This window comes from Acinetobacter sp. (assembly GCF_041919735.1).
Taxonomy (GTDB): domain Bacteria; phylum Pseudomonadota; class Gammaproteobacteria; order Pseudomonadales; family Moraxellaceae; genus Acinetobacter.
On the sequence record NZ_JAYRTF010000018.1, the window covers coordinates 1 to 25438 of the forward strand.

General features: G+C 45.6%; 24 protein-coding genes. 11 read left to right on the forward strand and 13 right to left on the reverse strand.

What is annotated here, in order from left to right; translation table 11 throughout:
* Window positions 1–164: 164 nt before the first annotated feature.
* Complete coding sequence (locus tag ACE3T3_RS11145) at window positions 165–644, reverse strand: hypothetical protein (protein ID WP_374666919.1); 480 nt, start codon at window positions 642–644, stop codon at window positions 165–167.
* Window positions 645–749: 105 nt separating this feature from the next.
* Between ACE3T3_RS11145 and ACE3T3_RS11150 the strand changes: the two genes are divergently transcribed.
* The 6 genes from ACE3T3_RS11150 (at window position 750) to dapC (ending at window position 7853) form a co-directional block, all read left to right on the forward strand.
* Window positions 750–1502: an AzlC family ABC transporter permease gene (locus tag ACE3T3_RS11150; RefSeq protein ID WP_374666921.1), complete on the forward strand. Its 753-nt coding sequence runs from the start codon at window positions 750–752 to the stop codon at window positions 1500–1502.
* A complete protein-coding gene (gene ygaH, locus ACE3T3_RS11155) occupies window positions 1499–1846 on the forward strand; it encodes an L-valine transporter subunit YgaH (protein ID WP_374666922.1) in 348 nt (115 codons plus the stop codon). The genes ACE3T3_RS11150 and ygaH overlap by 4 nt, the downstream gene beginning before the upstream one ends.
* 122 nt (window positions 1847–1968) lie before the next feature.
* Window positions 1969–2460 (forward strand): hypothetical protein, encoded by a 492-nt coding sequence (locus ACE3T3_RS11160; protein ID WP_374666924.1) that lies wholly within the window; start codon window positions 1969–1971, stop codon window positions 2458–2460.
* 288 nt (window positions 2461–2748) lie between these two features.
* Entirely contained in the window at window positions 2749–3963 is a 1215-nt protein-coding gene (gene purT / locus ACE3T3_RS11165; protein ID WP_374666927.1) for a formate-dependent phosphoribosylglycinamide formyltransferase, read from the forward strand.
* Window positions 3964–3992: 29 nt separating this feature from the next.
* A complete protein-coding gene (gene glnD / locus ACE3T3_RS11170; RefSeq protein ID WP_374666929.1) occupies window positions 3993–6659 on the forward strand; it encodes a [protein-PII] uridylyltransferase in 2667 nt (888 codons plus the stop codon).
* 24 nt (window positions 6660–6683) lie between these two features.
* Window positions 6684–7853: a succinyldiaminopimelate transaminase gene (gene dapC, locus ACE3T3_RS11175; protein WP_374666931.1), complete on the forward strand. Its 1170-nt coding sequence runs from the start codon at window positions 6684–6686 to the stop codon at window positions 7851–7853.
* A gap of 239 nt (window positions 7854–8092) precedes the next feature.
* Here the strand turns inward: dapC and ACE3T3_RS11180 are convergent, their stop codons facing one another.
* Both ACE3T3_RS11180 and msrB read right to left on the reverse strand, forming a co-directional pair.
* Window positions 8093–8575 carry a glutathione peroxidase gene (locus ACE3T3_RS11180; RefSeq protein WP_374666933.1) on the reverse strand — a complete coding sequence of 161 codons (483 nt, stop codon included), beginning with the start codon at window positions 8573–8575 and terminating at the stop codon, window positions 8093–8095.
* Window positions 8572–8991, reverse strand: coding sequence for a peptide-methionine (R)-S-oxide reductase MsrB (gene msrB / locus ACE3T3_RS11185; protein ID WP_374666935.1), 420 nt, complete (start codon window positions 8989–8991; stop codon window positions 8572–8574). The genes ACE3T3_RS11180 and msrB overlap by 4 nt, the downstream gene beginning before the upstream one ends.
* Window positions 8992–9219: 228 nt before the next feature.
* Between msrB and ACE3T3_RS11190 the strand changes: the two genes are divergently transcribed.
* Window positions 9220–10650 (forward strand): pyridoxal phosphate-dependent aminotransferase, encoded by a 1431-nt coding sequence (locus tag ACE3T3_RS11190; protein ID WP_374666937.1) that lies wholly within the window; start codon window positions 9220–9222, stop codon window positions 10648–10650.
* A 74-nt stretch (window positions 10651–10724) separates the two neighbouring features.
* On the opposite strand, the gene ACE3T3_RS11195 is transcribed toward ACE3T3_RS11190, so the two are convergent.
* Complete coding sequence (locus tag ACE3T3_RS11195; RefSeq protein ID WP_374666939.1) at window positions 10725–12704, reverse strand: acyltransferase family protein; 1980 nt, start codon at window positions 12702–12704, stop codon at window positions 10725–10727.
* Between the two features lie 221 nt (window positions 12705–12925).
* Between ACE3T3_RS11195 and ACE3T3_RS11200 the strand changes: the two genes are divergently transcribed.
* The gene (locus tag ACE3T3_RS11200; protein ID WP_374666941.1) at window positions 12926–14116 is read left to right on the forward strand and encodes a YbfB/YjiJ family MFS transporter; all 1191 of its coding nucleotides are present in this window, start codon (window positions 12926–12928) and stop codon (window positions 14114–14116) included.
* A 278-nt stretch (window positions 14117–14394) separates the two neighbouring features.
* Here the strand turns inward: ACE3T3_RS11200 and ACE3T3_RS11205 are convergent, their stop codons facing one another.
* The 3 genes from ACE3T3_RS11205 to icd all read right to left on the reverse strand — a co-directional run bounded on the left by ACE3T3_RS11205 (window position 14395) and on the right by icd (window position 16575).
* Window positions 14395–14556: a hypothetical protein gene (locus ACE3T3_RS11205; RefSeq protein ID WP_374666943.1), complete on the reverse strand. Its 162-nt coding sequence runs from the start codon at window positions 14554–14556 to the stop codon at window positions 14395–14397.
* Window positions 14557–14901: 345 nt separating this feature from the next.
* Window positions 14902–15168 carry a hypothetical protein gene (locus ACE3T3_RS11210; RefSeq protein ID WP_374667062.1) on the reverse strand — a complete coding sequence of 89 codons (267 nt, stop codon included), beginning with the start codon at window positions 15166–15168 and terminating at the stop codon, window positions 14902–14904.
* Window positions 15169–15321: 153 nt separating this feature from the next.
* On the reverse strand, window positions 15322–16575 hold the full coding sequence (icd, locus tag ACE3T3_RS11215; RefSeq protein ID WP_374666946.1) for an NADP-dependent isocitrate dehydrogenase: 1254 nt from the start codon (window positions 16573–16575) through the stop codon (window positions 15322–15324).
* 194 nt (window positions 16576–16769) lie between these two features.
* Between icd and ACE3T3_RS11220 the strand changes: the two genes are divergently transcribed.
* Window positions 16770–17558, forward strand: a complete 789-nt coding sequence (locus tag ACE3T3_RS11220; RefSeq protein WP_374666948.1) for an rRNA large subunit pseudouridine synthase E — start codon at window positions 16770–16772, stop codon at window positions 17556–17558.
* A 28-nt stretch (window positions 17559–17586) separates the two neighbouring features.
* Here ACE3T3_RS11220 and ACE3T3_RS11225 read toward each other — a convergent pair whose 3' ends face one another.
* Window positions 17587–17781 carry a hypothetical protein gene (locus ACE3T3_RS11225; RefSeq protein WP_374666950.1) on the reverse strand — a complete coding sequence of 65 codons (195 nt, stop codon included), beginning with the start codon at window positions 17779–17781 and terminating at the stop codon, window positions 17587–17589.
* Between the two features lie 190 nt (window positions 17782–17971).
* Entirely contained in the window at window positions 17972–19675 is a 1704-nt protein-coding gene (locus ACE3T3_RS11230) for a M61 family metallopeptidase (RefSeq protein WP_374666952.1), read from the reverse strand.
* Between the two features lie 180 nt (window positions 19676–19855).
* Between ACE3T3_RS11230 and ACE3T3_RS11235 the strand changes: the two genes are divergently transcribed.
* Entirely contained in the window at window positions 19856–21172 is a 1317-nt protein-coding gene (locus ACE3T3_RS11235; RefSeq protein WP_374666954.1) for a D-alanyl-D-alanine carboxypeptidase PBP6B, read from the forward strand.
* On the opposite strand, the gene ACE3T3_RS11240 is transcribed toward ACE3T3_RS11235, so the two are convergent.
* Window positions 21102–21467, reverse strand: a complete 366-nt coding sequence (locus tag ACE3T3_RS11240) for a hypothetical protein (protein WP_374666956.1) — start codon at window positions 21465–21467, stop codon at window positions 21102–21104. The genes ACE3T3_RS11235 and ACE3T3_RS11240 overlap by 71 nt on opposite strands.
* A 470-nt stretch (window positions 21468–21937) precedes the next feature.
* Here ACE3T3_RS11240 and ACE3T3_RS11245 point away from each other — a divergent pair, with 470 nt between their 5' ends.
* Window positions 21938–22420: a peptidylprolyl isomerase gene (locus tag ACE3T3_RS11245; RefSeq protein ID WP_374666958.1), complete on the forward strand. Its 483-nt coding sequence runs from the start codon at window positions 21938–21940 to the stop codon at window positions 22418–22420.
* A 302-nt stretch (window positions 22421–22722) separates the two neighbouring features.
* On the opposite strand, the gene ACE3T3_RS11250 is transcribed toward ACE3T3_RS11245, so the two are convergent.
* The 3 genes from ACE3T3_RS11250 to ACE3T3_RS11260 all read right to left on the reverse strand — a co-directional run bounded on the left by ACE3T3_RS11250 (window position 22723) and on the right by ACE3T3_RS11260 (window position 25432).
* Entirely contained in the window at window positions 22723–23496 is a 774-nt protein-coding gene (locus ACE3T3_RS11250; protein ID WP_374666960.1) for a M48 family metallopeptidase, read from the reverse strand.
* Between the two features lie 117 nt (window positions 23497–23613).
* Window positions 23614–23922: a hypothetical protein gene (locus ACE3T3_RS11255; RefSeq protein ID WP_374666962.1), complete on the reverse strand. Its 309-nt coding sequence runs from the start codon at window positions 23920–23922 to the stop codon at window positions 23614–23616.
* 187 nt (window positions 23923–24109) lie between these two features.
* Window positions 24110–25432 carry an adenylosuccinate synthase gene (locus ACE3T3_RS11260; RefSeq protein ID WP_374666964.1) on the reverse strand — a complete coding sequence of 441 codons (1323 nt, stop codon included), beginning with the start codon at window positions 25430–25432 and terminating at the stop codon, window positions 24110–24112.
* Between the last annotated feature and the right edge of the window lie 6 nt (window positions 25433–25438).

The window sequence follows — 25438 nt, forward strand, 5'->3', positions numbered from 1 at the left end:
CATAAAACATAAAATCAAACAATAAACAATTATAAAAATCAAAATATTAAGATGTAAAAATTATTAAAATAAGCAGTGATTTTTTATAAATTTGATATTTTTCAAATCATTCACTACAAAAAAACCGCTAAATTTCGCTTTAGCGGCTGTTAATCAATCCCAGCTTAGACCCCAACTTTTTTCGGGTCCGTATTGCCTAATTCAGGGTTATCAATGGCGTCCTTGCATTGCGCTTTATCACGCTCATAATCCGCCTGCCTTTGGGCGACGGTACTGCTTTGATCCAAAGTTTCACGCGCCCATATTTCCAGACTGGTCAATGCTTTGCGGCAAAGCGCATATTTTCCTTCCGTCACAGAATCGGTCATTTTGACATTGATCCGCCATTCTGTACTGAGTTTACGCGCAGGCTTGCGGACTTGCTCATCAATCAGATTGCGCTGTTTCTTATACACAATCCCATCCGCCCGATTCATGAATGTCCAGGCTTCCTGAGCATAAGCAGTTGCATCGTTGGTCAGTTTAGGAGCAGCCTTAATTTCCACCTTATCTTGCTCAGCATTATCGTTACCGCAGGCCTGCAGCAGCACTGTACTGCACAATAATGAAACAATCAGTATCCCGCGCATCTTCAACCTCTGCATATCAGGCTCGTTTCAACAAACATATTCAGTAATATGCTAGAGAATTCGAGTACAATACTCAACCATCATTTGACCCATTGATCAACTCTTCCGCTAAGGTGTGTCGTGTCAGAGTACAAAACCTCTCCAGTACAGCCCGCTGGCTTTTGGCAAGGCGCTAAAGATAGCCAAGCAATTATTTTTACTTATCTTCCTGTTTCTTTTGCCTTTGGCGTCTCGGCGACTCAATTCGGCTTCAGCGCATGGGAAGCTTTGTTTTTATCCTGTTCCATGTATGCCGGCGCCAGCCAGTTTCTAGTGGTTGCCCTGCTTGGCAGCGGCACCTCTATTTGGATGACCGCGCTGACGGTCATTGCGCTGGATATCCGCCATTTGCTGTATGGCCCAGCCTTGCAGAACCTGATTCAAGACCGTTTAAACTTGAAAAAAACCGCGGTGTGGGCTTGGGGCTTAACCGATGAAGTCTTCGCCTCCGGCATGATTAAACTGTCACAGCGCCGTCAGGAATGGTCTGAATCCTGGATGCTGGGACTCAGCTTATTCAGCTGGATGTCTTGGGCGCTGGGTTCATTTTTGGGCGGACTGTTTGCCGATCAAGTCAGCAGCTTGCCGCAATTCCTGCAAGCGGCGCTGGATTTCTTATTGCCGGCCCTGTTCTTAAGCTTCTTATTGGCAGCCTTTGAGAAAAAACATACTTTTGTTGTTGCCATTACCATCATTGTATCGGCCATTGCCTGTTACTTGATTGATTTATCCGCTGCAATTTTTATCGGCATCTCATCCGGTATTTTTGCAGGTTTATTCAAGCATTATGTCCTGAAAAAACCAAACCCAGAACATACGGGAAATGCAGCATGAATCTCGAAATTATTTTAGTCGGCATTTTAGTCGGTATCGCCAATTTTGCTTCGCGCTTTGGGCCATTTTATTTCATTCAAAAATTCCAGCAAGGCTCGCAGCAGCGCGGTTCTTTATGGCTGAAAATTGCTTTGGGTTCGATTGGCATCTCCGCCATCAGCTCCATGCTGGTCGTGGCCACTTTGCCGCCTCTGCTGGAAACACCGGATAAAAGCATGGCCATGCTGGCCGGTTTTATTGTACTGGCAGGCTTATATTTTAAATTTAAGAAGATTGTTCCAGCCACGCTGACTGCAGCACTCACCTATGGTTTGGTCTACACCTATGTGCCTTTCCATCTTTAAGCTGCATATTGCTCGATCAAGCTAAAAATATTGAAGCGCAGGCATCATCAGTCTGCGCTTTTTTATCGTCTACAAATATGAGATAGTCAATACATGATAAAAAACTTCGATAAAGCAAATAGATGCCAAAATACCGCTTCATTCAAGGCAAAATTTTTATTCATTCTAGACGTTCATCTTCACTGAGCTGGGGACTGCAAAAGCCTGCAGACAGTATTTATTTTGAGTGTTTCATACAGAATCAAAAGTTCAATGGCAATTTTTGTGGATTGCATTGCCATCCAGCAGATCAGATTCGCGCGCTTTATACCGAAGATGATCAGCAAAAAACCATTATTGCCTTGTATAACTGCACCCAGCAGATCTTGCATTTACACCCAAAACGACGGTTATATCCTCAAATTTCTTGGTCGATGCTATGGATAAACATCCTACAACTGTCAGGCTTTCTAATGCTTTTTCTATTTGGTGTTTTCCGCTTCAGCGCATGGCAAAATGCTTCATTTCATTTTTCCAATGTGATAACCGATACGATTTATTTCTCTACAATATTAGTTTCAATCATATTGATTTTAAGCTTATGTGCCGCCCCGCTGCTTTGGTTGCTGTACTGACCCAACTTCCGTCAAACGGATGCACAAATCAAAGCGCTGCAATGTTTCAATCCAGACATCACAGCATTGCCAGCATCTATACAAAACGCTGGAATTTTTAAAATGAATTTGAATAAAAACAGATAAATACTATTTATCTCTCCCCTTGTACGCACATGAATGCCGGCGCCTGCTCCCGACCTCAAATATATAAATAAAATTGTTGGACAATATCATTTATTTATGTGAATACGCGCTTAACAGCCTAGCGAGTTCTGCTATGCTTAAAGCCCATAAAATCAAGCATGGATGAGACACATGAGCGTGACTATTGGTACCCCACTTCAATCTTCTGCTTTTAAAGTTTTACTTTTAGGTTCTGGCGAACTGGGTAAAGAAGTGGTGATTTCTTTACAGCGTTTAGGTGTAGAAGTTCACGCTGCAGACCGCTATGAACACGCCCCAGCCATGCAGGTTGCACATTATTCTTATGCCTTGAATATGGCAGATCCAGAAGCATTAAAACAACTCATCCAACAAGTAAAACCAAATCTGATTGTTCCAGAAATTGAAGCGATTGCGACTCAAGTTTTAGTTGAAGTCGAAGAACAACTACTGGCAACCGTAATTCCTTCTGCCAAAGCTGTAAATCTCACCATGAACCGTGAAGGCATCCGCCGCCTTGCCGCGGAAGAACTGGGTTTGCCAACATCTGCATACCGTTTTGCCGACACATTAGAATCTTTCCGCGCTGCGTGTGACGATATTGGTTATCCAAACTTCGTTAAGCCGGTGATGTCTTCTTCTGGCAAAGGCCAATCTCGTGTAAAAAGTTTTGCCGAAGTGGATGCTGCTTGGCAATATGCGCAAACCGGCGGCCGCGTGAATCAAGGCAAAGTGATTGTCGAATCGCAAATTGATTTTGATTTTGAAATTACCTTGCTGACGGTGCGCGCTAAAAATGCCGAAACAGGCGAAATTGAAACCTCATTCTGCGACCCGATTGGCCACCGCCAAGACTCAGGCGACTATGTTGAAAGCTGGCAGCCGCAAGCCATGACGCCTGCTGCACTGGAAGAATCCAAACGCATTGCCAATAAAGTCACCATCGCGCTGGGCGGCTGCGGCATTTTTGGCGTGGAACTATTTGTCAAAGGCGACAAAGTGTGGTTTAGTGAAGTATCTCCTCGCCCGCATGATACAGGCCTTGTGACCCTTGCGTCTCAATTCCAAAGTGAATTCGAGCTGCATGCCCGAGCCATTTTAGGCTTACCGGTAAATACTGCACGCCACAGCACTGCAGCCAGTGCGGTCATTTATGCGGGTATTGATGACACCAATTTATCTTTTTCTGGCTTGAATCTTGCTTTAGCAAATCCAAATACTGATTTACGCTTATTTGGCAAACCAGAAGGCTTTAAACGCCGCCGCATGGGGGTCGCGACAGCCCGCGCAGAGACAACCGATCAAGCGCGTGAACTGGCGCAGCAAACCGTACAGCACATCAGTGTTCATCAAAACTAAGCTAGCAACACCATAACGGACTACTGTTCATGATCAATACCGTACCGCTGCTGAATTACATTAAAAGCAATCAAGACATTCAAGCAATTAACCAATGGCGCACAGATGTCGAAAATCAGCTGCAGGAATATTTTGAGAATGGGCAGTCAATCCGTGACCTGATTTTGGCACGTTCCAATATCATTGATGAAGCTCTGCAATTTTTATGGTCGCATGCTCATTTAGACCAAACCAATCTCGGTTTGTTTGCTGTCGGCGGTTACGGCCGCCGCGAAATGCTGCCCTATTCTGATGTCGACATCATGATTTTGTCGGAAGACCGCATTTCTGAAGAACATGAAAAACTGATTTCCACTTTCATTTCATCGCTTTGGGATGTCGGCAATTTCAAGCCCGGCATCAGCGTGCGCACCATTGCTGACTGCGTGACGCAAGCCACCAACGACTTGACTGTAGCAACCGCACTGATTGAAGCGCGCTTGATCAGCGGCAATCAGCATTTGGCCAAATGGCCGCGCCGCATTGTGTCGCAAACATGGACAGATAAAACCTTTTTCGATGCCAAAATGCAGGAACAGGAAAAACGCCATGCACAGCACAACAATACAGAAAGCAATTTAGAACCTGATATTAAAAATGCGCCGGGCGGCATCCGCGACATTAACCAGATTGGCTGGATTGCCAAACGCCATTTCCGCGTCAACCGCATTTATGATCTGGTGCATTTGGGATTTATTTCAGAATTTGAACTCGGTGTTTTGGAATCGGCGGAAAGCTTCTTATGGGAAATCCGCCACCATCTGCACCGCTTAACCAAACGCGATGAAAACCGCTTGCTGTTCGATTATCAGCGTGAAATCGCAGCCAAATTCGGCTATATGCGCGAAGAAGGCAAATCGCCGAATTATCCGATTGAACAATTCATGAAGCGCTATTACCGCAGCGCACAGCAAGTATCCACACTGAATGAAATGCTGCTGGCCTATTTCAATGAATCGGTGATTACCCCGCGCCTGCCTAACTATAAACGCAGCATTGAAGAAATTAATGCCAACTTCAAGCTGGTGGACGGCAAACTGGCAGTGCAGCACCACAAAATCTTTTCTGAAAATCCAAGCGCGATTTTAGAAATTTTCTATCTGCTGGCCAACCGTCCTGAAATTACAGGGATCCGCGCCAGAACATTGAGACTGCTGATTTTGGCGGCCAAGCGCATTGATCAGAATTTCCGTGACAATCCAGAACATCAAGCGATGTTTATGGCGATTATCCGCTCGCCCTACCGCCTGTATGACACCATGCTGGCGATGAAGCGCTATAGCGTTTTAGGCAATTACATTCCGGCTTTCGGCCAAATTATGGGCCTAATGCAATATGACTTGTTCCATATTTACACCGTAGATGCGCACACCTTATTGCTGATCCGCAACCTCAACCGCTTCAAAGAGCCTGAGTTTGCCAAAGACTTCCCTGTGGTCAGCTCTGTGTTCCAGCGCCTTGCCCGCAGAGATATTGTTTACCTCGCGGCCATTTTCCATGATATCGCCAAAGGCCGCGGCGGCGACCACAGCAAATTAGGCGCGGCGGATGCCATTCAATTCTGCATGAAGCACGGCTTCAGCGAACGTGAAGCCAATATGGTGGCATGGCTGGTGAACAACCATTTGCAAATGTCTGTCACCGCGCAGAAAAAAGATATTTCAGACCCGGATGTGGTGCGCGCCTTTGCAGAAAAAATGGGCGACATGGAGCATCTGGATTATCTCTATACACTGACGGTTGCCGACATCAATGCGACCAACCCAACGCTTTGGAATACCTGGCGCGCATCATTGATGCGCCAACTGTATACGCAAGCGCGTGACGTGATCCGCTCAGGCCTTGGCCGCCCAGTGGATTATCAAATGCTGATCGAAGACACCAAATTTTCCGCCAGCGAACAGCTGGTCGAAGAGTTCTCATTGGACGAAGTTGAAAAAGTTTGGCAGGAACTGGGGGATGACTACTTCATCAAAGAATCGGCCGATGAAATTGCCTGGCATACCCGCGCCATCTTGCAGCACGGCGACAACCCTGAACCGCTGGTATTGATGCGCGCGCACCGCAAATATGCGCAGGATGCCGTGCAGATCTTCATTTACACCCAAGATCAGCCGAACTTGTTTGCAACAACCGTTGCGATTCTTGACCGCATGAATTTGGATGTTCAAGACGCGCGGATTATTACTGCGCTGAAAGCTTTCAGTCTGGATACCTATGTCGTTTTAGACCGTTTCGGCACACTGCTGAATGATCCTGAACGGCAAGACACTGTGATTCAGGCGCTGGTCAAAGCGCTGAGCCAATCAGATAAATATCCAGGCCTGATGCAGCGCCGCATTCCGCGCCAGCTGCGCCATTTTGATATTGAAAATACCGTTGATATCACGCTCAATGAAGCGCTGCAGCAAAATATGGTGGAAATTGCGACGCTTGACCACCCTGGCTTGCTTGCCAAAGTCGGCGGTTTATTTATGATGCAGGGACTGGATATTCACTCTGCCCGAATTGCCACCTTAGGTGAGCGCGCCGAAGATATTTTCTTTGTGACTAAAAAAGATGGCACGCCAATGAACCGCGCCGAAGCGGAAATTTTTGCCGCTCAGCTCAAGTCGGCTTTGGACGAAGCTTCGCATTTAGTGTGCGGCCATCATTAATTTACTTGAACCGGTAACCATTCCATGAACCCTAGTTTGTCATTATTGCACCCATATCCTTTTGAAAAACTGAATAAGCTTTTTCAGGACGTTAACCCTGCGGATTTGCCTTTAATTCCATTATCCATTGGTGAGCCGAAGCATCCAGCGCCTGAATTTGTGAAACAGGCAATTATTGACAACTTCCAGCATTTATCGACTTATCCAAACAGCAAAGGCCTGCCTGAATTGCGCAGCAGCATTGCCAGCTGGCTTACACGCCGTTTCAAGCTGAACAGCATCAGTGCAGAAAACCATGTGCTGCCGGTTTCAGGCACACGTGAAGCAATCTTCTCTTTTGTGCAGGCTTTGGTCAACCGCGATGACGCGCCCTACGTGGTGATGCCGAATCCGTTTTATCAGATTTATGAAGGCGCAGCATTGCTGGCAGGCGCGACGCCTTACTTTATCAACTGCACTGAAGAAAATCATTACTTGGGTGATTTTGATTCAGTGCCCGCTGAAGTTTGGGAAAAAACGGCTTTGCTGTTTGTCTGTACACCGGGCAACCCAACCGGTGCAGTCCTGTCCAAAGAACAGTTTAAAAAACTGATTGCGCTGTCTGACCAATACAATTTTGTGATTGCTTCGGATGAATGCTATTCAGAGCTTTGGTTTGATGAAGCGCCTGCGGGACTGTTGGAAGTGTGCGCGGAAATGGGCCGTGATGACTACAAAAACTGTGTTGTGTTCCATTCATTGTCGAAGCGTTCCAACTTGCCGGGCATGCGTTCAGGCTTTGTCGCGGGCGATGCAGAACTGCTTAAACCGTATCTGAAATACCGAACTTATCACGGCGCAGCCATGCCGGTTCAGCATCAAATTGCATCAATTGCCGCATGGGATGATGAAACCCATGTTGAAGGAAACCGTAAGCTGTACCGCGCAAAATTTGAATTGTTCCAAAATGAATTGGGCCATTTGCTGCCGCTGCAAAAACCGGATGCTGGCTTCTATTACTGGCTGAAAGTCGACAATGACGAAACCTTTGCCAAAATGCTGATGGAAAAAGCCCACATTAAAGTCTTACCGGGCCGCTATTTGTCCCGCGAAACAGCAGAAGGCAACCCAGGTGAAAACCATGTCCGCATGGCGCTGGTTGCCGATATTGCGCAATGCGAGCAAGTGATTCAGCGTTTGAAAGCAATTCTGTAATTACGCAGCATGTGAACAGCCTTGTGCTTGAATGAATCTCTGCACATGCAGCAGGTTCATTCAAATTCGATCAAACCCGCTTTAAATCAGCGGGTTTGATCATTTCTGCCGCAGCAAGGCTGATTTTAGAAAAGGATTGCGTTAAGCGCTGCAAATTCTCTCCAAAATGAATACTAAAAATAAAAGGCGCTTAAGCGCCTTTTATTTTTTTTAACATTCATTGAGGGTTCAGCCAAAGCTTAACTTGCCAAAGCCTTTTCAATATCTTCCTGCAATGCTTCCGGCTTGGTGGTCGGCGCATAACGGTTAATCACTTGACCATTTTTCCCAATCAAAAACTTGGTGAAGTTCCATTTAATGCCATTCCCCAAAACTCCTTTAGAATTGTTGGTTAAATAACGGAAAATTGCATGCGCTTCTGGACCTTTCACATCCACTTTCGCAAACATTGGAAAATCTACGCCATAATTCTTTTGGCAAAATGCGCCGATCTGATCATTGCTGCCCGGATCCTGCCCGCCAAACTGGTTGCAGGGAAAACCCAGCACCAAAAAGCCTTGATCTTTATACTGCTGATATAGTTTTTCCAATCCCGAAAATTGCGGTGTAAACCCGCATTTGCTTGCAGTATTCACCACCAACAAGACCTTGCCCTCATAGTCGGCAAAAGATTTATTTTTTCCATCTAACAACTCAGCCTCAAACTGATAAATGCTTGTCATGGATAGGTTTCCTCATCATTTTTTTCTTGTGTTTTTAAGTCTAATGAAGCCGAATTAACGCAATAGCGCAATCCAGTCGGCTGCGGGCCATCTGGGAAAACATGCCCTAAATGTGCGTCACAATGATGACAGACAATTTCTGTTCTCACCATGCCGTGCGATGTGTCTTGATGCTCCTCAATAACGGTCCCATTTACAGGACGGAAAAAACTTGGCCAGCCGCAGCCGCTGTCAAACTTTGTTTCAGACGTAAATAAAGGCTCTCCGCAGCAGCGGCAAACATAGGTGCCTTCTTGCTTGGTATTCCAGTATTTTCCTGTAAAAGCCGGCTCAGTGCCCTTCTGACGTGTAATGCGAAACTCTTCCGGAGATAATTCTCTTTGCCATTCTCTTTCTGTTTTATTGAGTTTTCCCATGATGACGTCCCTTTATATCGTGGTATTTAAAATAGGATAATCCTATATTTACGTCATTCAATCTTAAATTTCTAGTCTTTATTCAACAATTTACAAAATCCATATAATGCTCTAAAAAGCAAAAAGGAAGCAAATATAAAAACAAGGTAAGCAATCTTAAAAATTAAATGCTTTTTTGTGAGCAAATTTAATGTTAGGCTTAGTCCTACTCTTGCTCAGGATTAAAAAATGTCGCAGAAAAAGAGCGTAATTTTTAAAAATCTGCTGCCGGTGATTAAACAATATCAACAGGCAGGGTTTACGCATGAAAAAATTGTTGCTTTACTCAGAGATGAACATCATCTCGATTTGGTAACAACCGAGACATTTAAAAGCTATTTATACCGTTATGCAAAAGTGACCTCCACTCTTTCCGAGAACATAAAAATGCCGAACACTTTCCACACCCCACGCGAAATTAAGAAATCGTCTAAGCTCGAGCATGTATGCTACGACATTCGCGGGCCAGTGTTGCGAGCGGCCAACGAAATGGAAGAGGCTGGACACAAAATCATTAAGCTGAATATCGGCAACCCCGCCCCGTTCGGTTTTGAAGCGCCGCAAGAAATTATCAATGATGTGGCATTGAACCTGCCGAATGCGATTGGCTATACCGATTCAAAAGGCATCTTCCCTGCGCGTAAAGCCATTTGCCAGTACTATCAGCAAAAAGGCATCCTGAATATGCACGTCAATGACGTGTACATCGGCAATGGCGTATCGGAGCTGATTGTGATGGCCATGCAGGGCCTGCTGGATGACGGTGACGAAATGCTGGTGCCAATGCCGGACTATCCGCTTTGGACTGCAGCTGTAAATCTGTCTGGCGGTACAGCAATTCACTATAAATGCGATGAAGAAAACTTCTGGTATCCAGACATTGCAGATATGGAAAGCAAAATCACGCCAAATACCCGCGGCATCGTGGTGATTAACCCGAACAACCCGACAGGCGCAGTGTATCCACGTCATGTGCTGGAGCAAATTGTTGCCCTGGCGAAAAAATATGACCTGATTTTATTTGCCGATGAAATTTACGACAAAATCATTTATGACGGCATTGAACATGTTGCGGTTGCCGCTTTAGCGGGCGATCAGCTGTGCATCTCATTCAATGGTTTGTCTAAGGCTTACCGTATTGCAGGTTACCGTTCAGGCTGGATGGCGATTACCGGTGATAAATCACGCGCGCTGGACTACATCGAAGGTCTAGACATGCTGGCATCTATGCGCCTATGCGCCAACCACCAAGCGCAGTATGCGATTCAAACCGCTTTAGGTGGCTATCAGTCGATTAATGACTTAATCCGTCCAGGCGGCCGTTTATACGAACAGCGCAATATCGCTTGGGAAATGCTGAATGATATTCCGGGTGTATCTTGTGTAAAACCTGAAGGCGCAATGTATTGCTTCCCTAAATTAGACCCTGAAGTGTACCCAATCGAAGACGATGAGAAATTCATGCTGGATTTCTTGCGTGCCGAGAAAGTGCTCTTGGTTCAAGGCACAGGCTTCAACTGGCCGACACCTGATCATTTCCGCGTAGTCTTCCTGCCTGCCGAAAATGAACTGCGTGAAGCGCTGACACGTTTGGGACGCTTCTTGTCCAAAATGCGTTAATTGGATACCCCCCATTTAACCGAAAAAAAGCCGCACACTGTGCGGCTTTTTCAGTTTCACACTGAGGCTTAATTTCAATGCCGTTTCAGCGGATTGCCGAATTGCTGGATATAGGCTAAGCCCAATTGCTGAGAACCGATATAATTCATATGGTTATTATCTTTATTTCGGTACAGCGGCACACCGTTGATATTGATGCGGCACAATGCCGGATCACAAATGGCATTGGCCAGGTGTATGACTTTCAGCTGAGGAAACTGCTGTTTTACCCGGGCAAGGATCTGATGAAACCGGATTAAATCCTGCTGAAAATCGTGCCGGGAAACAGCGCAATTGACCCGTATATTAAGGATTTCATTGCGCACAATGCAATCTGCAGGAACATCATTCGGCATTAAACGCGGCATATCATCCAGCAGAACCACTTGATCAGCAGATTGGGACGCTATTTTGATCGCCTTCATCAATCCACGCTCGAAGATCTCCTCGCTGCTGCGTTCTGTGCCGTCCTGCAATTTCCAGCCTTGATGAAAATACGGAGAATATCCGCCAGCCAAAATAATCATCGGATAATGCTTATGCGCCAAATGCGCAGTAATCGCATCATTCCGCTGCTTCGTTTGTTCCAATTCTGTCCATTTGCCGTAATTCTTTTGCAATGTATGCACATCCGGCAAATAGAATGTCGAACTTTGCGTCACCTCATAACCGCGCAACTGAGCATCTTTCGCCCAAACATCCAGCATACCGCTATAGCTGTTGGCATGCGAATCGCCAATCAGCAAAAAATCAATTTCATCTTTTTGCTGGCCCAATACGCAATCTTCCGGTTTTGGCAAAGTGCTGGGATCTTCCGTATCCATGCATTTATAACGGATCTCATGCGCAAAAGCATTCAAGGCCGCTGTCTGCGTATAGATGGCTTGGGGAAAGCGCTGCGGGTAGCCTTTGTGCTGCCACATGGAAAATGCCGCACCGGAGAACAGCAAAGCCGGCAGCGCAAAACCCGCCAAAATCACGGTCTTATTCGGCAGCATGACAAAGCGTTTCGAGGGCTTTTCAACAAATATATAAGTCAGATACGCCAGCAAGATTGAAATTACCAGCACTAAAAACTGGTTCAGCCCATTCATCGGCTGCATATACATGTAAAACAGCACAATAACCGGCCAGTGCCAAAGATACAGCGGATAAGAAATTTTCCCCACCCAGCGGCTAAAGCGATTGCTGAGCAGCAGATTGCGCTGCGGCGCTGAACCGCCGGCATAAATAATCAATGCAGCTGCCGCACAGGGAAACAGCGCCATGATGCCTGGAAATGGCGTTGTATGATCCATTAAACAGGCCGCTGCAAAAATAATAGCCAAACCCAGCCAGACGATGAACTTTCTTGCAGCCGCCGGCCACTTCATTTGGGGCACAAAACAGATCAATGCCCCGCAAAGCAGCTCAAAAGCCCGTACCGGCATGCTGTAATACGCTTTTTCCGCATTATCATGAAGCTCAAATTGCGCATAAGCCAAAGACGCTGCAAATAAAGCGCCAATCAGCCATAAAATATTCTTGAATCCCCATTTGCGCACAAAAAACAGCAGGATCAGCGGCCAAAAAATATAAAACTGCTCTTCTACGCCTAAAGACCATAAATGCAGCAAAGGCGTTTCATGCACGCTTTGGCTGAAATAATCCCCCACTTCCTGCTGCATAAAAATATTGGCCATTAAAAACGTCGCATACAGCACGCTCTTAAAATAGGTCATCAGATCTTCAGGCAAAAGGACGTACCAAGCGCCCAAAGATACGGCCGTCAATACGGTAAAATACGCAGGCGCCAGCCGGACCACCCTTTTCTTATAAAATCGGGCGACTGAAAATTTTTCAGTCCGGATATCATGAATAACCGTCGTTGTAATCAAATAGCCGGAAATTACAAAAAAAATATCCACGCCAATATAGCCGCCGGAAAAAACAGTCCAGCCGATATGATTGAAAATCACCAATAAAACTGCGACTGCCCTGAGACCGTCAATATCGGCGCGGTATGAAAGATTCATGATGAATGACAGCGATAAAATAGTATCGCGATTGTATGCCTTTCTTTCGAAAATTCAATTTGCAAACTTAAACGTTTGATTCATCGCCTGCCTGAGTGAAAAATCTGCAAGCACACAGAGGATGCTCGCTCTTTTTTACAAGATTTTGTGATTTCCAGTCATACAAAACCTGTCTCAAACATGCTATTTTTCAATCAAATATAAAATCTTATGAGTACAGGATGTCCTCAAACCGCGTTAAATTAAGCATTTTTTTATGCCTATGCATGTGTTTAGGCATCGGCATTTTGCGTTTTTCCTATACGGCGCTGCTGCCCGCAACGCGTGAAGCTTTTGGCTGGACCGGGCAATTCGCCAGCATTTTGGGCAGTGCGAACCTGCTGGGATATTTAGCCGGCGCTTTTTGGGCAATGCGCATACCGCAAACCCGTGTAATGACATTTTACATACAAGCAGCCGCTTTCGCCGGCACACTAAGTTTATTCAGCTGCGCCTTCGCTGGCTTCTCCGATTTTTGGTATGTATGCTGGCGGGTCATTTCCGGCATGAGCGGCGGTTTGATTATGATTCTTTCGCCCAGCATTGTCGCTCAGTGCTGTGAGCTGAAAGACCGTTTTAAAATCAACTTTATTGGCTTTAGCGGCATTGGCTTAGGGGTTTTGCTGGCGACACTGTTTTTGCCGTATTTAGATCACATCGCTGTCCGCAGCGCATGGCTGATTCTGACGGGCTTTGCCTTGATTATCAGCATCGTGTTGAGTGTTTTGCTGAAAGGCCTTAAACCGCTGCTCTCTCTTCACGCAGCCGTACAGCAGGAAAAAATACAGCTGAATCTGCTGTATTTCAGCCTGATTGCCGTCTATGGCTGCAGTGCATTTGCCTATGTGCCGCATTCGTTGTTTTGGATTGATTATCTCACTCAAGTCCTAAAACTGGATTTATATTGGATGAATTTCAATTGGATTCTATACGGCCTCGGCAGTGCGCTCGGCGCGTTCAGCTCGTATCTTCTTGCGCGAAAGCTGGGGAATTTCGCAGCGCTGAAAATCCTCTATTGCGCTTATGTCTGTGCAATCGTTGCCGCGGTATTTGATGTCAGCCCGTTTTTTACTTTTATGTCATCATTTTTGACCGGGTTGCTTAACCCGGCCGTGGTCTTTTTAACCTCTTATACCATTTTGCAGCTGTATGGTTCTGCCTATAAAAAACTGTGGAGCATCGCAACACTGACCTTTGCCGCTATTCAACTGATTGGCGGGCTCAGCTTCAGCGCCTTGCAGCATTGGGGTGTCAGCTATCACCAGCAGTTTACGATTGCTGCTGCTGTCCTTTTGCTTGGCGCTGCGCAATTATTCTGGGTTACACGCAAGCATGCCCCAGTTGTCACAGAGTGCAGCAACTCTAGCCATTAACTCAGGTCATTAATGTTCAACATCTGCGGCCGTTTTCAGGCATACGGCCGTATGCCAATACCAGATCTATCCCGCAAAAAAACAACAGGCGCCAATTCCCTTGGCGCCTGTTGTTTTTATAGCTTTTGCTATGGGCTTTATTCACCGCCTAGACAGCCTGCATTCCTGCTGCATATCCAAGTCAGCGAGCTCAATTTTTTAAACCTTGGATTGATAGCCTTATATATATTTTAGCTGTGAGCAAATGGATTAATCATTCAAAAAATTAGCACTCCGCTTTAACGCTGCTGCTGGCTGCGTTGATTTTGCTGATTAGGCTGCTGTTTGCCAGACTTCTGATTTTGCTGATTCTGGTCTTGCTGTTGCTGCTGCTGTTGCTGATCTTGCTTATTGGGCTGCTGTTGATTCGGGTTCTGCTGCTGCTGTTGATGGCTAGCCATAACGTGTAACTCCTATTCAATTTCATGCATCGTGCTGAGACGATAGGTTTACTTTAGCCCAGTTCTGCGCCATTCCAAGCATTGAGCTGTTTCAAATTACGTCAATGTAATTACATTGCCAATAAATTGAAGAAATTCAGCAGCCCTGTTTTTGACCGGCTTACTCAAATAACGCTTAAGCTAAACACGCGAACCTAAGGACACAAAACCTTAAGCTGGCTGAAACATTTTATTGATGCAAGCAGCTCATGCAAACCGCATATCATTCAGCCTAAAGCCCTAAGAGCACCCTCTACAGCGCCTCGCTGGGTTCAGAGACAAGCCGCTTAAATTGATTCAGCAGAATTATTGCGCTGGATGCTCTTTCGTTGTTTTATAGGCCTCTTGCGCAATCGCTAAGCCTTTCTTTTTGCCTTCTTCTGTCTCTGGAATTTCATTGCTGGTGCCATTTTTCGCCTTTGGCTGGCTTGGCGCGCTCACATGCCCATATAAACGCTGTTCTTTCTGAAAGCGGGCATCCGCAGTCGCGCCTGGGCATGGCTTAGACTGATAAATCACAGATCCTTTAATATTGCACTTATAAACTGCGCCGGCATGCGCCAAAAATGGCATTCCGAGCAATAATAAAATTATCCCGCTGCGTCTCATTGCATTCCCCTTATCATTTTTGTACAAAATATCATCAAGCTGTTTAAAATTCTAGTTTTAACAAATAAATAACCCGCAATGCGCGGGTTATCCAACACTGTATTGATCTTACTCAGGCTATTCCATATTGTCGATAATCGCCTGACCAAATTCAGAACAGCGCAGCAAAGTCGCATCCGGCATTAAGCGTTCAAAATCATACGTTACTGTTTTAGCGGAAATCGCGCCGGAAATGCCTTTGATAATAAGATCAGCCGCTTCAGTCCAGCCCATATCGCGCAGCATCATTTCTGCAGACAAGATAATCGAGCCCGGATTGACCTTATCCTGACCTGCATATTTCGGCGCCGTGCCATGCGTTGCTTCGTAAACCTGCACCGCACCGCCGATATTGGCGCCCGGGGCGATGCCGATACCGCCGACTTCGGCCGCCAAAGCATCCGAAATATAGTCACCGTTTAAATTCAGCGTTGCAATCACTGAATAATCCGCTGGACGCATTAAAATCTGCTGTAAGAACGCATCGGCAATCACATCTTTAATCACAATATCTTTGCCTGTTTTCGGATTCTTGATTTTGACCCAAGGGCCGCCGTCAATCAGCACGCCGCCAAAGCGTTCCATAGCGAGCTCATAGCCCCACTCCTTAAACGCGCCTTCGGTATATTTCATGATGTTGCCTTTGTGCACCAGCGTCACAGAAGGCTTATGATTATCAATGGCAAATTGAATCGCCTTGCGCACCAAACGCTGTGTGCCTTCTTTAGAAACCGGCTTGATGCCAATACCGCAATTTTCTTCAAAGCGGATTTTGGTGACGCCCATTTCTTCTTTTAAAAATTTAATGACTTTTTTCGCTTCTGGCGAATCGGCCTTCCATTCAATCCCGGCATAAATATCTTCGGAATTTTCACGGAAAATCACCATATCCGTTTGTTCAGGATGCTGCACCGGTGACGGTACGCCTTTAAACCAGCGCACTGGACGCACGCAGACATACAGGTCTAATTCTTGGCGCAGCGCTACATTAAGCGACCGGATGCCGCCGCCCACTGGCGTAGTCAGCGGCCCTTTGATCGACACCACATATTCACGCAGCGCTTCCAAGGTTTCATCCGGCATATAAGCGCCGTAAATTTTATTGGCTTTTTCACCGCAATAGACTTCCATCCATTCGATTGAGCGCTTGCCGCCATAGGCTTTTTGCACTGCGGCATCAACCACGGTTTTCATGGCTGGTGTAATGTCTACACCAATGCCGTCACCTTCAATAAACGGAATAATCGGCTGATTGGGTACATTTAAAGATAAATCTGAATTTACAGTAATTTTACTGCCATCCACTGGCACAATAATTTTTTGATAAGCCATTTTGTCGTTTCTCCTTATTATTCATCTGGCAATTTAAATTTTTTTGCCTTTTCACATTACTTTCAATCTTAGTTCACGCATAATACTCTAATGCAAAAGCACCCAATTTGAGATTTAGATGGGAAATAACTGCATTTCCCTATTGAATAAATCTTCACCAATTTAAATTATTGTCATTACAGAAGTTATTTCCTATGAAAATCGTCATTCTTAATAAGCCGTATGACGTGCTCTCCCAATTCCGTAAAGACGAAGCACACATGACTATGTCTGACTTCGTAGACGATCCGACTTTGCGTTTGGCTGGCCGTCTGGACATGGATTCTGAAGGTCTGGTTTTCCTGACCGATCACGGCGGTCTAAACCAATACATTACCAACCCAGCCAATAAAAAGTACAAGACGTATGTGGTGCAAGTTGAAGGTGATGTCACTGAAGAAGCGCTGGAGCAGCTGCGTAAAGGTGTCGAGCTGAAAGACGGCATGACCTTGCCGGCAAAAGCATCTAAAGTGGAAGAGCCTGAATGGCTGTGGGAACGTGATCCTCCAGTCCGTTTCCGCGCATCGGTACCAACGTCTTGGGTTGAAATTCAGATTTGTGAAGGCCGTAACCGTCAAGTGCGCCGCATGACTGCAGCAGTAGGTTTCCCTACGCTGCGTTTGATCCGCACTCAAATTGGCGCGATCAGCTTAGTGCAAATGGAATTAAAACCGGGTGAAACCAAAGAGATCGAACCTCTGCTGTATCCTGATTTTCAAAACCTGCCGGCAGAAGAACCTTACCGTTCACGTTCTTATGTGAAAAAACCGGGCGGTACAGGCGGCAAACCAATGGTCCGCAAGAACAAAGATGGTTCTGTGAAAAAATCAGGCACCAAACGCATCTGGCAAATGGATGAAAGCGAGAAGCCAAAACGCCGTACCAATGGTACAACTCGTCCGAATACTAAAGCGCCTCGCGGGCGTGGACGTAATGGGCGTTAAGCTAGATTCTTAAAAAATCCGTTTAAAATTAAAGCTCACGAATGTGGGCTTTTCTTTTTGCAGCTGCGTATTTAATAATTTTATTGCAATACACGGATTGAAATTGCTCTAAACCGACATCCTTATCCCGTTCCACACCCAACACATCACTATCAGAATTTTCACTTTCAAAAGAATCATTATAAATAATATGAATTTCGTGCTTAATATGATTATTTTTCACACACCAACTTTCAATATTAAACCCTAATCTTAGAGTAACAGGTATATCTTTAGGGATAAATTCCTCATCGTAATAAAATTCCCTCTCCTCTTAGGAGAGGGTTAGGGAGAGGTTTTAAAACATCAATACCCCTAAACATAAAACCCATACCGAAGTATGGGTTTTAGCTAAAAATTAAACGCTATTTACATTAAGCTTTCAGCCATTTTTCCGCTTTGGCTGGATCTTCCACTTTCAGTTCCACTTCAGTCAGTTCTGAACCTGCAGCATTTACTTCAAAGCTCATCAGTTCATCACGGCGGAATGCCAGCACGGTATAACTGCCATCTTGCTTGGCATATTTTTCTGCCAATTTAGCTGTCGCTTTCAGACCATCAATCGCAATGATCACATCATTGGCAGACAATCCTGCTTTAGCTGCTGCGCCATCACGGCGAGCAGACTGCACCAGCACGCCTTCAGGCTTATCAGCAAGCTTTAAGCCAAATGGCAATGACTTGTCATTTTTCAGTGTATAGCTGAGGCCAAACTCTGGGAACAGCTGATCCAGCGGCAATTCATCGGTAGTATTAATCAAGTGATTGATTTGCTCTAACCAATCATCACCAGTCAATTCATTGCATAAATTGAAGATTGTGCGTTCATTGACTTGAATGCCCTTTTGCGCATTTTCATACAGCTTGCGCATTAAAGCATCCAGACTAGAACCGCGTAGACGCAGGCCGAGATCCAAACATAAGGCAACCAAACAGCCTTTGTTGTAATAGCTGGTGCCGGCATTGCTGGAGTTTTCATCCTGACGGTAGAATTTTACCCATGCATCAAAACTGGATTCAGATACAGACTGCACAAAACGGCCAGGGTTTTGCAAATAGCGGTCAATCTGCGCCTTTAACAGCTTGATATACGATTCCTGATTAATCACACCGCTGCGTAGCAAAATCAAGTCATCATAATACGAAGTGAAACCTTCAAAGATCCACAGCAAAGAGGTATAGCCTTCTTTGTTCAGATCATAATTGACAAAATTTTCCGGACGGATGAATTTCACCAGCCAAGAGTGAAAATATTCGTGGCTGCAGAGGCCTAAGAAACGCTGGTAGTCTGCCGATGGTTCTGCAGGCTCATCCGCTTTAGGCAGGTCATCACGCGGCGTAATCAGGCTGGTGCTGTTTGGATGTTCCAAACCGCCATAACTATTGCCTGTTGCCATGGTCATAAAGGTATAGTTTTTAAATGGCGCGGTGCCGAACATTGAAATTTCGGTGCTGCAGATTTTTTCAATGTCTTGCTGCATGCGCTGCGCATTCATCGCGTGCTTGCCTGACACTACAAACTCATGCGGAATGCCATTGGCTTCAAAACTGAAACGGCTTTGCTCCGCCAGCTCAAACGGCGAATCAATCAGCTGCGCATAGTTGTCTGCATATAAAGTAAAGCGGCCTTTGACCAAGCTTTTTGCAGCCATGCCCGTCGCGATTTGAAAATGCTTCAATTCATCCGGCAAGAACACTTCCACTTCAATGGCTTTATCTTCTTGACCGGCCAAGCCTAAGCATGCGCAGGCTGGGTTGACATATAAACGGCTTTGATCGACATACGCGCCGCGTACAGACAGATCATAAGCATAGACATCATATTCAACGGTAATCAGCTCGTGATCAGTATTGAATAAACGCCATTTGTTCTTTTCAAACTTCTCAATCTGCAGCACGCGCCCATCTTCATCATAGGCGCGGACCGCTTCGATATGCTTAGAAAATTCACGGATTAAATAGCTTCCCGGAATCCAGGACGGCAAAGTCAAAACTTGAGTCGGGTCTGCCAAAAAGCGCGCAGTGACATGGATAAGGTGCTGACGATAATCGTCAAATTCGATTTGATAATGCAGCATAATGGGCAATACAAAATAAAAAATGGTAACTTGACAATAAGCTTAACATTTTTTGACTGAACGATGCAGAGCTGCTGCAATTGTCTTCAATTTTCACTAGCCAGCAGAAAAAAAAAGGCATAGCATGCCTTAAAATTTTTTTGTATTTTTGGACTCAGGGATGAGTCTTAAGGAACTTCATTGAAACGCGTGATCTACTTTATCGTGGCGCTTTGCGCTTTATGCTCCACGGTAGCAAATGCTGCACTGCTCAACATCAATCCTGAAACAGTAGAAGCTGAAGCCTGGACAATTCTTGACCCGCAATCCGGTCAGGTCATTGCCGAGCATAATAGCCATGTTCAGCGCGCTCCGGCTTCACTCACCAAAATGATGGTGGCTTATATCGCGCTGAAAGAAATTCAAGCGGGCCATTTGGATAAAAATGAAGTTCTGACTGCAACTCCTGTTGTGAATATTGTGCAGTGGGATGAGTCTCAGATGTATCTGAAGCAAGGTGAGCAAATTACTGTTGATCACTTGCTGGCGGGCTTAATCGTCATGTCAGCCAATGATGCAGCCGTGACTTTGGCCGAAAAAATTTCTGGCGGCATCCCGCAATTTATTGAGCGCATGAATAAAGAAGCCAAAGCGCTGGACATGAACGATACCCACTTCCAGAACCCAGCCGGCATCACCATGCCTGAGCATTATTCTTCGGCTGCGGATTTGGCGCGTTTAGGCCGTGCGTTGGTGCAGGAAACCCCGGATTATCTCAATTACTCAAAACAGCAAAGTTTCAGCTACAACCAGCGCTTTCATCGGGCGACCAATATTCTGCTAAAACAAGACGCATCTGTTGATGGCTTAAAAACCGGCTTTACCAAAGCTGCCGGCTTTAACCTTGCGCTGACCGCCAAACGCCCTACAGGCCGGTATAACCAAGATGACCGCCGCTTAATCGTGGTGGTAATGGGCGCAAAAAGCGGCATAAAGCGCGCCGAAGTTGCCCATAAGCTGATGAATTTGGCCTACGCCTACACCCGCAACGAAGTGGCGATTAAAGACAAACAGCTGATTGCCGAGCTTCCGGTGATTAAATCGACTTTGAAAATGTTTAAAGTTGAGACCAAGAAACCGCAAATCATCACCACCTCGTTATATGACCCTGCACTGACCATTGATATGAATACCTTTGATCAGCCGCATCAGCGCATCATGCTGGCCTCTGCAGATGGCCTGATGCACACCATCGAGCCGCTGCAGCAGACTCAGACACACATGAACATTGAAGTAAATGAAAAAATGCTGACTGCGCCTTTGGCCCAAGTGATGAAACTGGTTACCGTCAACGTCTATCAAAATAACCAGCTGATCAACAGCATCGATATTGAAGATGACGTCAACATTGAAGAAGCCAATGTTTTTGAACGCTTTTTCTTCTGGGTTAAAAGCTTCTTCGGCATGTTCTCAGCAGAATCCGGCGCTGTAAAAACCTATCCATTACAGCATGAATAACGCTGAAAAATGGCATGATGCAACTTGCCCCCTGATGCACTGAAAAAGAAGATGGCATACCCTGCCATCTTCTTTTTTTTATAAGAACAGCATGGCAATAGATCAGCAAACGAATGCTGAACAGTAAAACCAGCCAGCGCACAAAATGATCATTGCCGGCGGCGGGCATTAAAGTTCCGCCAGTTTTGCTCATTTGGACGGGTTTGTGAAAGACCGCATGGGATGCCTTGAGATCTATGCCATTTTGCAGGCTAAAGCGGATCTGGGTAGTTTTTCCTTTGGCGGCTGCGCGCATTGCCAGCTCTGTGCAGGCAAGCCCGTGCGTGCATGCGCACGTAGTGAGCCAGCCAGCCTCTTTTTTAGCAGGAGCGCTGAAAACCGGTTTGAGCGGTCAACAGCTCTCAATATTTGTTTTCTTAGGCAAAGGTTCTCTTAGATCTTTGAATAAAAATAAAGCGGTGGGCGAATGATTGGGCCAAATTTATATGCAAAGCTTTGCCGTTAAATCGATGCATGTTTCTTTGTAGCGCAGGCATTAAGCCACGATTTATGGCTATGCGCATGCCGATCTAATGGCTGCGAAAGATTTTGTGAGCAAAAAAATCACCTCAAAAATTAAATTGCATTGAAATTTCAATATTCACCCCTATTAATGAAAAAACCATCATCTAAAATATGAAAGTGCATTTTTTTAGTAAATTTAGTCTACAAAAAAGCAATTTCACTTTATGATGTACCCTTTAAAAAATTGAATGGATCAATAACATGACTGCTATTGCAAATAACCTTGTGGTGTCTTTCCACTACACATTGACTAATGCTGAAGGTGAGAAACTTGACCAATCTCAAGGTGAGCCACTTGCCTATTTGCACGGCGCAGGCAACATCATTCCTGGCCTGGAAAAAGCATTATTGGGCAAAACTGCAGGTGAAAAATTCACTGTAACTGTTCCTGCTGCTGAAGGTTACGGCGAATACAACCCAGAGCTAGTTCAAGAAGTTCCAGCTCAAATGTTCCAAGGCGTAGACAACATCCAAGCTGGCATGCAGTTCCAAGCTCAAACTGATGACGGCGTGCAAATCGTGACTGTTAAATCAGTTGAAGGCGACAACGTAATCGTTGATGCTAACTTCCCGCTTGCTGGCCAAGATTTGACTTTCGAAGTTGAAATCGTAGAAATCCGTGAAGCTTCTCAAGAAGAATTAGATCACGGCCACGTACACGGTGCAGGCGGTCACCACCACTAAGATCGTTTGATCTGAAGTGCAAAAAAGGCAAAGTTTTTACTTTGCCTTTTTTATTGCGCTGCATATGGAACACAAGATGCAGATACGAAAAATCTGTCTAATTCGCGGTTTTCAAATTTTTTATCCTTGAACAGATTTAAGCTGTTCCAGGGCTATTTTTAAAATTCAATATGAGCTTTTAATCCCAGCCTATACAGCCAGCACTTGAATTGAATCCATCGCCATTCAACGGATCCATTCTTATTCAAAAGTCTAAAGCAAAAAAATCAGGACGGATTGTCCTGATTTTTAAACCCTAGGCCTTATCTGCGCTGATTGTAAATCTGCTGCGCAGCTGGCAAGTTTTGGCGCATAGCTTCAATACGCTGGCTATTTGAGGGGTGAGTCGATAAGAATGATGAACCGCCTGCGCCGTCCAGCTTATTCATTTTTTCCCAAAGCGTAATCGCGGCTTGCGGGTTATAGCCAGCACGCGCCATCAGCATTAAGCCGCCTTGGTCAGCACGGCTTTCCAAGCTGCGCGAATACGGCAAGCCAATGCCGATCTGACTGCCCAGCTGCGCTGCTGCCGTACCTGCCTGCCCTACACCCGCTGCGCTTAAGCCAATGCCAAGCGCTAAATCAGTTAAAGCTTGCGCACCGACTTTATTCTTAGAATGCTCTTCTAAGGCATGCACCATTTCATGGCCCATGACCGCAGCAATTTCCGCATCAGTCAAATTCAGTTTATTCACAATGCCTGTATAGAACACCACTTTGCCGCCTGGAGCTACATAAGCGTTCACTTGATTCGATTTCAGCACTGCAAGCTGCCAGTCAAACTTGGTGCCCGTTTGGTTCATTTGATCTGCATAAGGCTTTAAATGGCTAAATACTGCATAAATGCGCTTATATGTCGCAGAAGAAGTATCCAATGTATTGTTGCCGCGCGCTTCAGTCACTGTTTTATTAAAACCTTGTGTTGCCGCAGCGTTTAAAGTTGCTGTATCCGCACCCGCCATATCAGCAAATGTCGTACAGCCTGAAATAGTTACAGCGCCTGCTGCGCATAAACTCATTAATATTTTTTTATTCATTCTTCAGGACTCCGCACCCATAATCACGCTTACATAAGTTACAGCAATTATATTCTGTAAATTTAGGAGCTTAAATGAAGATAAAGCACATAATCATAGGATTTATGTAAAATCTGGTCAGCCAATAAACTGAATATACAGCCAATAAATTAAACAGCAGGCATTGAGGACAAGATACATCCTGCATACCGGTTCTAATTTTTGCTCAATGGCCGGGTTATGGCGTTTCAAAAATAGAATGGCGTTCTGAATCAAAATCACCGGCACCAAAATACAGGCAATAATCACCGACAGCCCCACCAAAGCCTGATAAACAATTGCAGGATCCTGCGTCTGCGCGCGGATAATCACCATCGCGATGGTTGGCGCGCCTCCCATCGCAAACAGCAAAGAATAGAAAATGGTTCCCGATGTGTATTTCTGCATCCTGCATCGCCTGAAATCTAAGGTGGAATGCATTTTAGCAATTCCCCCTGCGCTGTACAGCCGGTACAACTGCAACTTTAGTCTTGAATAGGCTCACACAGCTTAAAACTGTAAATTTGACTGAATTCAGCCATAAAAAAAGCCCTGCATGCAGCAGGGCTTTTTTTTACGCATTCAATGCTTGAAATTAAGCATCAAATGGGTGGCGAAGAACGATGGTTTCATCACGGTCTGGGCCAGTTGAAATGATGTCGATTGGACATTCAATCAATTGCTCAAGACGTTTTACATAGTTGATCGCAGCTTGCGGCAATTGATCCAAAGATTTCGCGCCGAAAGTAGACTCAGACCAGCCTGGCATAGTTTCGTAGATTGGTTTTAGCGTTTCAAATGCCAGCGCATCAGAAGAACCTGCACAGCCTGCATCATCAGAAGCTTCATAACCTACACAGATTTTCACTTCTTCTAAACCGTCAAGAACGTCTAGTTTAGTTAAGCAAATGCCTGAAAGTGAGTTCACTTCTACAGAACGGCGCAGAATTTCAGCATCGAACCAGCCACAGCGGCGCTGACGGCCAGTAGACGCGCCAAACTCAGAACCGACAGTACCCAAGTGTTTGCCGATTGCATCACCAACATCGTTAGCAGCATCGTAAACAAGTTCTGTTGGGAACGGACCTGCGCCTACACGTGTTGTGTACGCTTTAGTGATACCTAAAACATAGTCAAGGTGCAATGGGCCAAGGCCTGAACCAGAGCTTACGCCGCCAGCAGTTGTGTTTGAAGACGTTACATACGGATATGTACCGTGGTCTACGTCAAGAAGTGAACCTTGCGCGCCTTCAAACATGATTTTTTTGCCCGCTTTGCGGTAAGCATGGAGTTCGCCTGTGACGTCCATGACCATTGGAGCAACAACTTTGCGCCATTCGTCGCAAAGCGCAAGAACGTCTTCAACTTTAACGGCTTCAACACCGAAGAATTGAGTCAATTGGAAGTTGTGGTATTCAAGTAGCTCTTCCAGCTGCGCTTTAAGATGCTCACCGCCGCGAACCAAGTCAGCGACGCGGATTGCACGGCGCGCAACTTTATCTTCGTACGCAGGGCCAATACCGCGGCCAGTTGTACCGATTTTCGCATTGCCGCGTTTTTTCTCACGCGCTTGGTCAAGCGCAATGTGATGCGGCAAGATCAATGGGCAGTTTGGAGAAATGCGCAGGCGTTCACGTACAGGCACACCTTCTTTCTCAAGCACGTCCATTTCATGAATTAAAGCTTCAGGTGAAAGAACAACACCATTGCCAATTAAGCACAATACGTTTTCACGTAAAATGCCTGATGGAATGAGGTGTAATACAGTTTTCTTACCACCAACCACGAGAGTATGACCAGCGTTGTGACCGCCTTGATAGCGAACAACTGCAGCCGCTTGATCTGTGAGCAGGTCGACGATTTTGCCTTTGCCTTCGTCGCCCCATTGGGTACCCAGTACCACAACATTCTTGCCCATAATAGC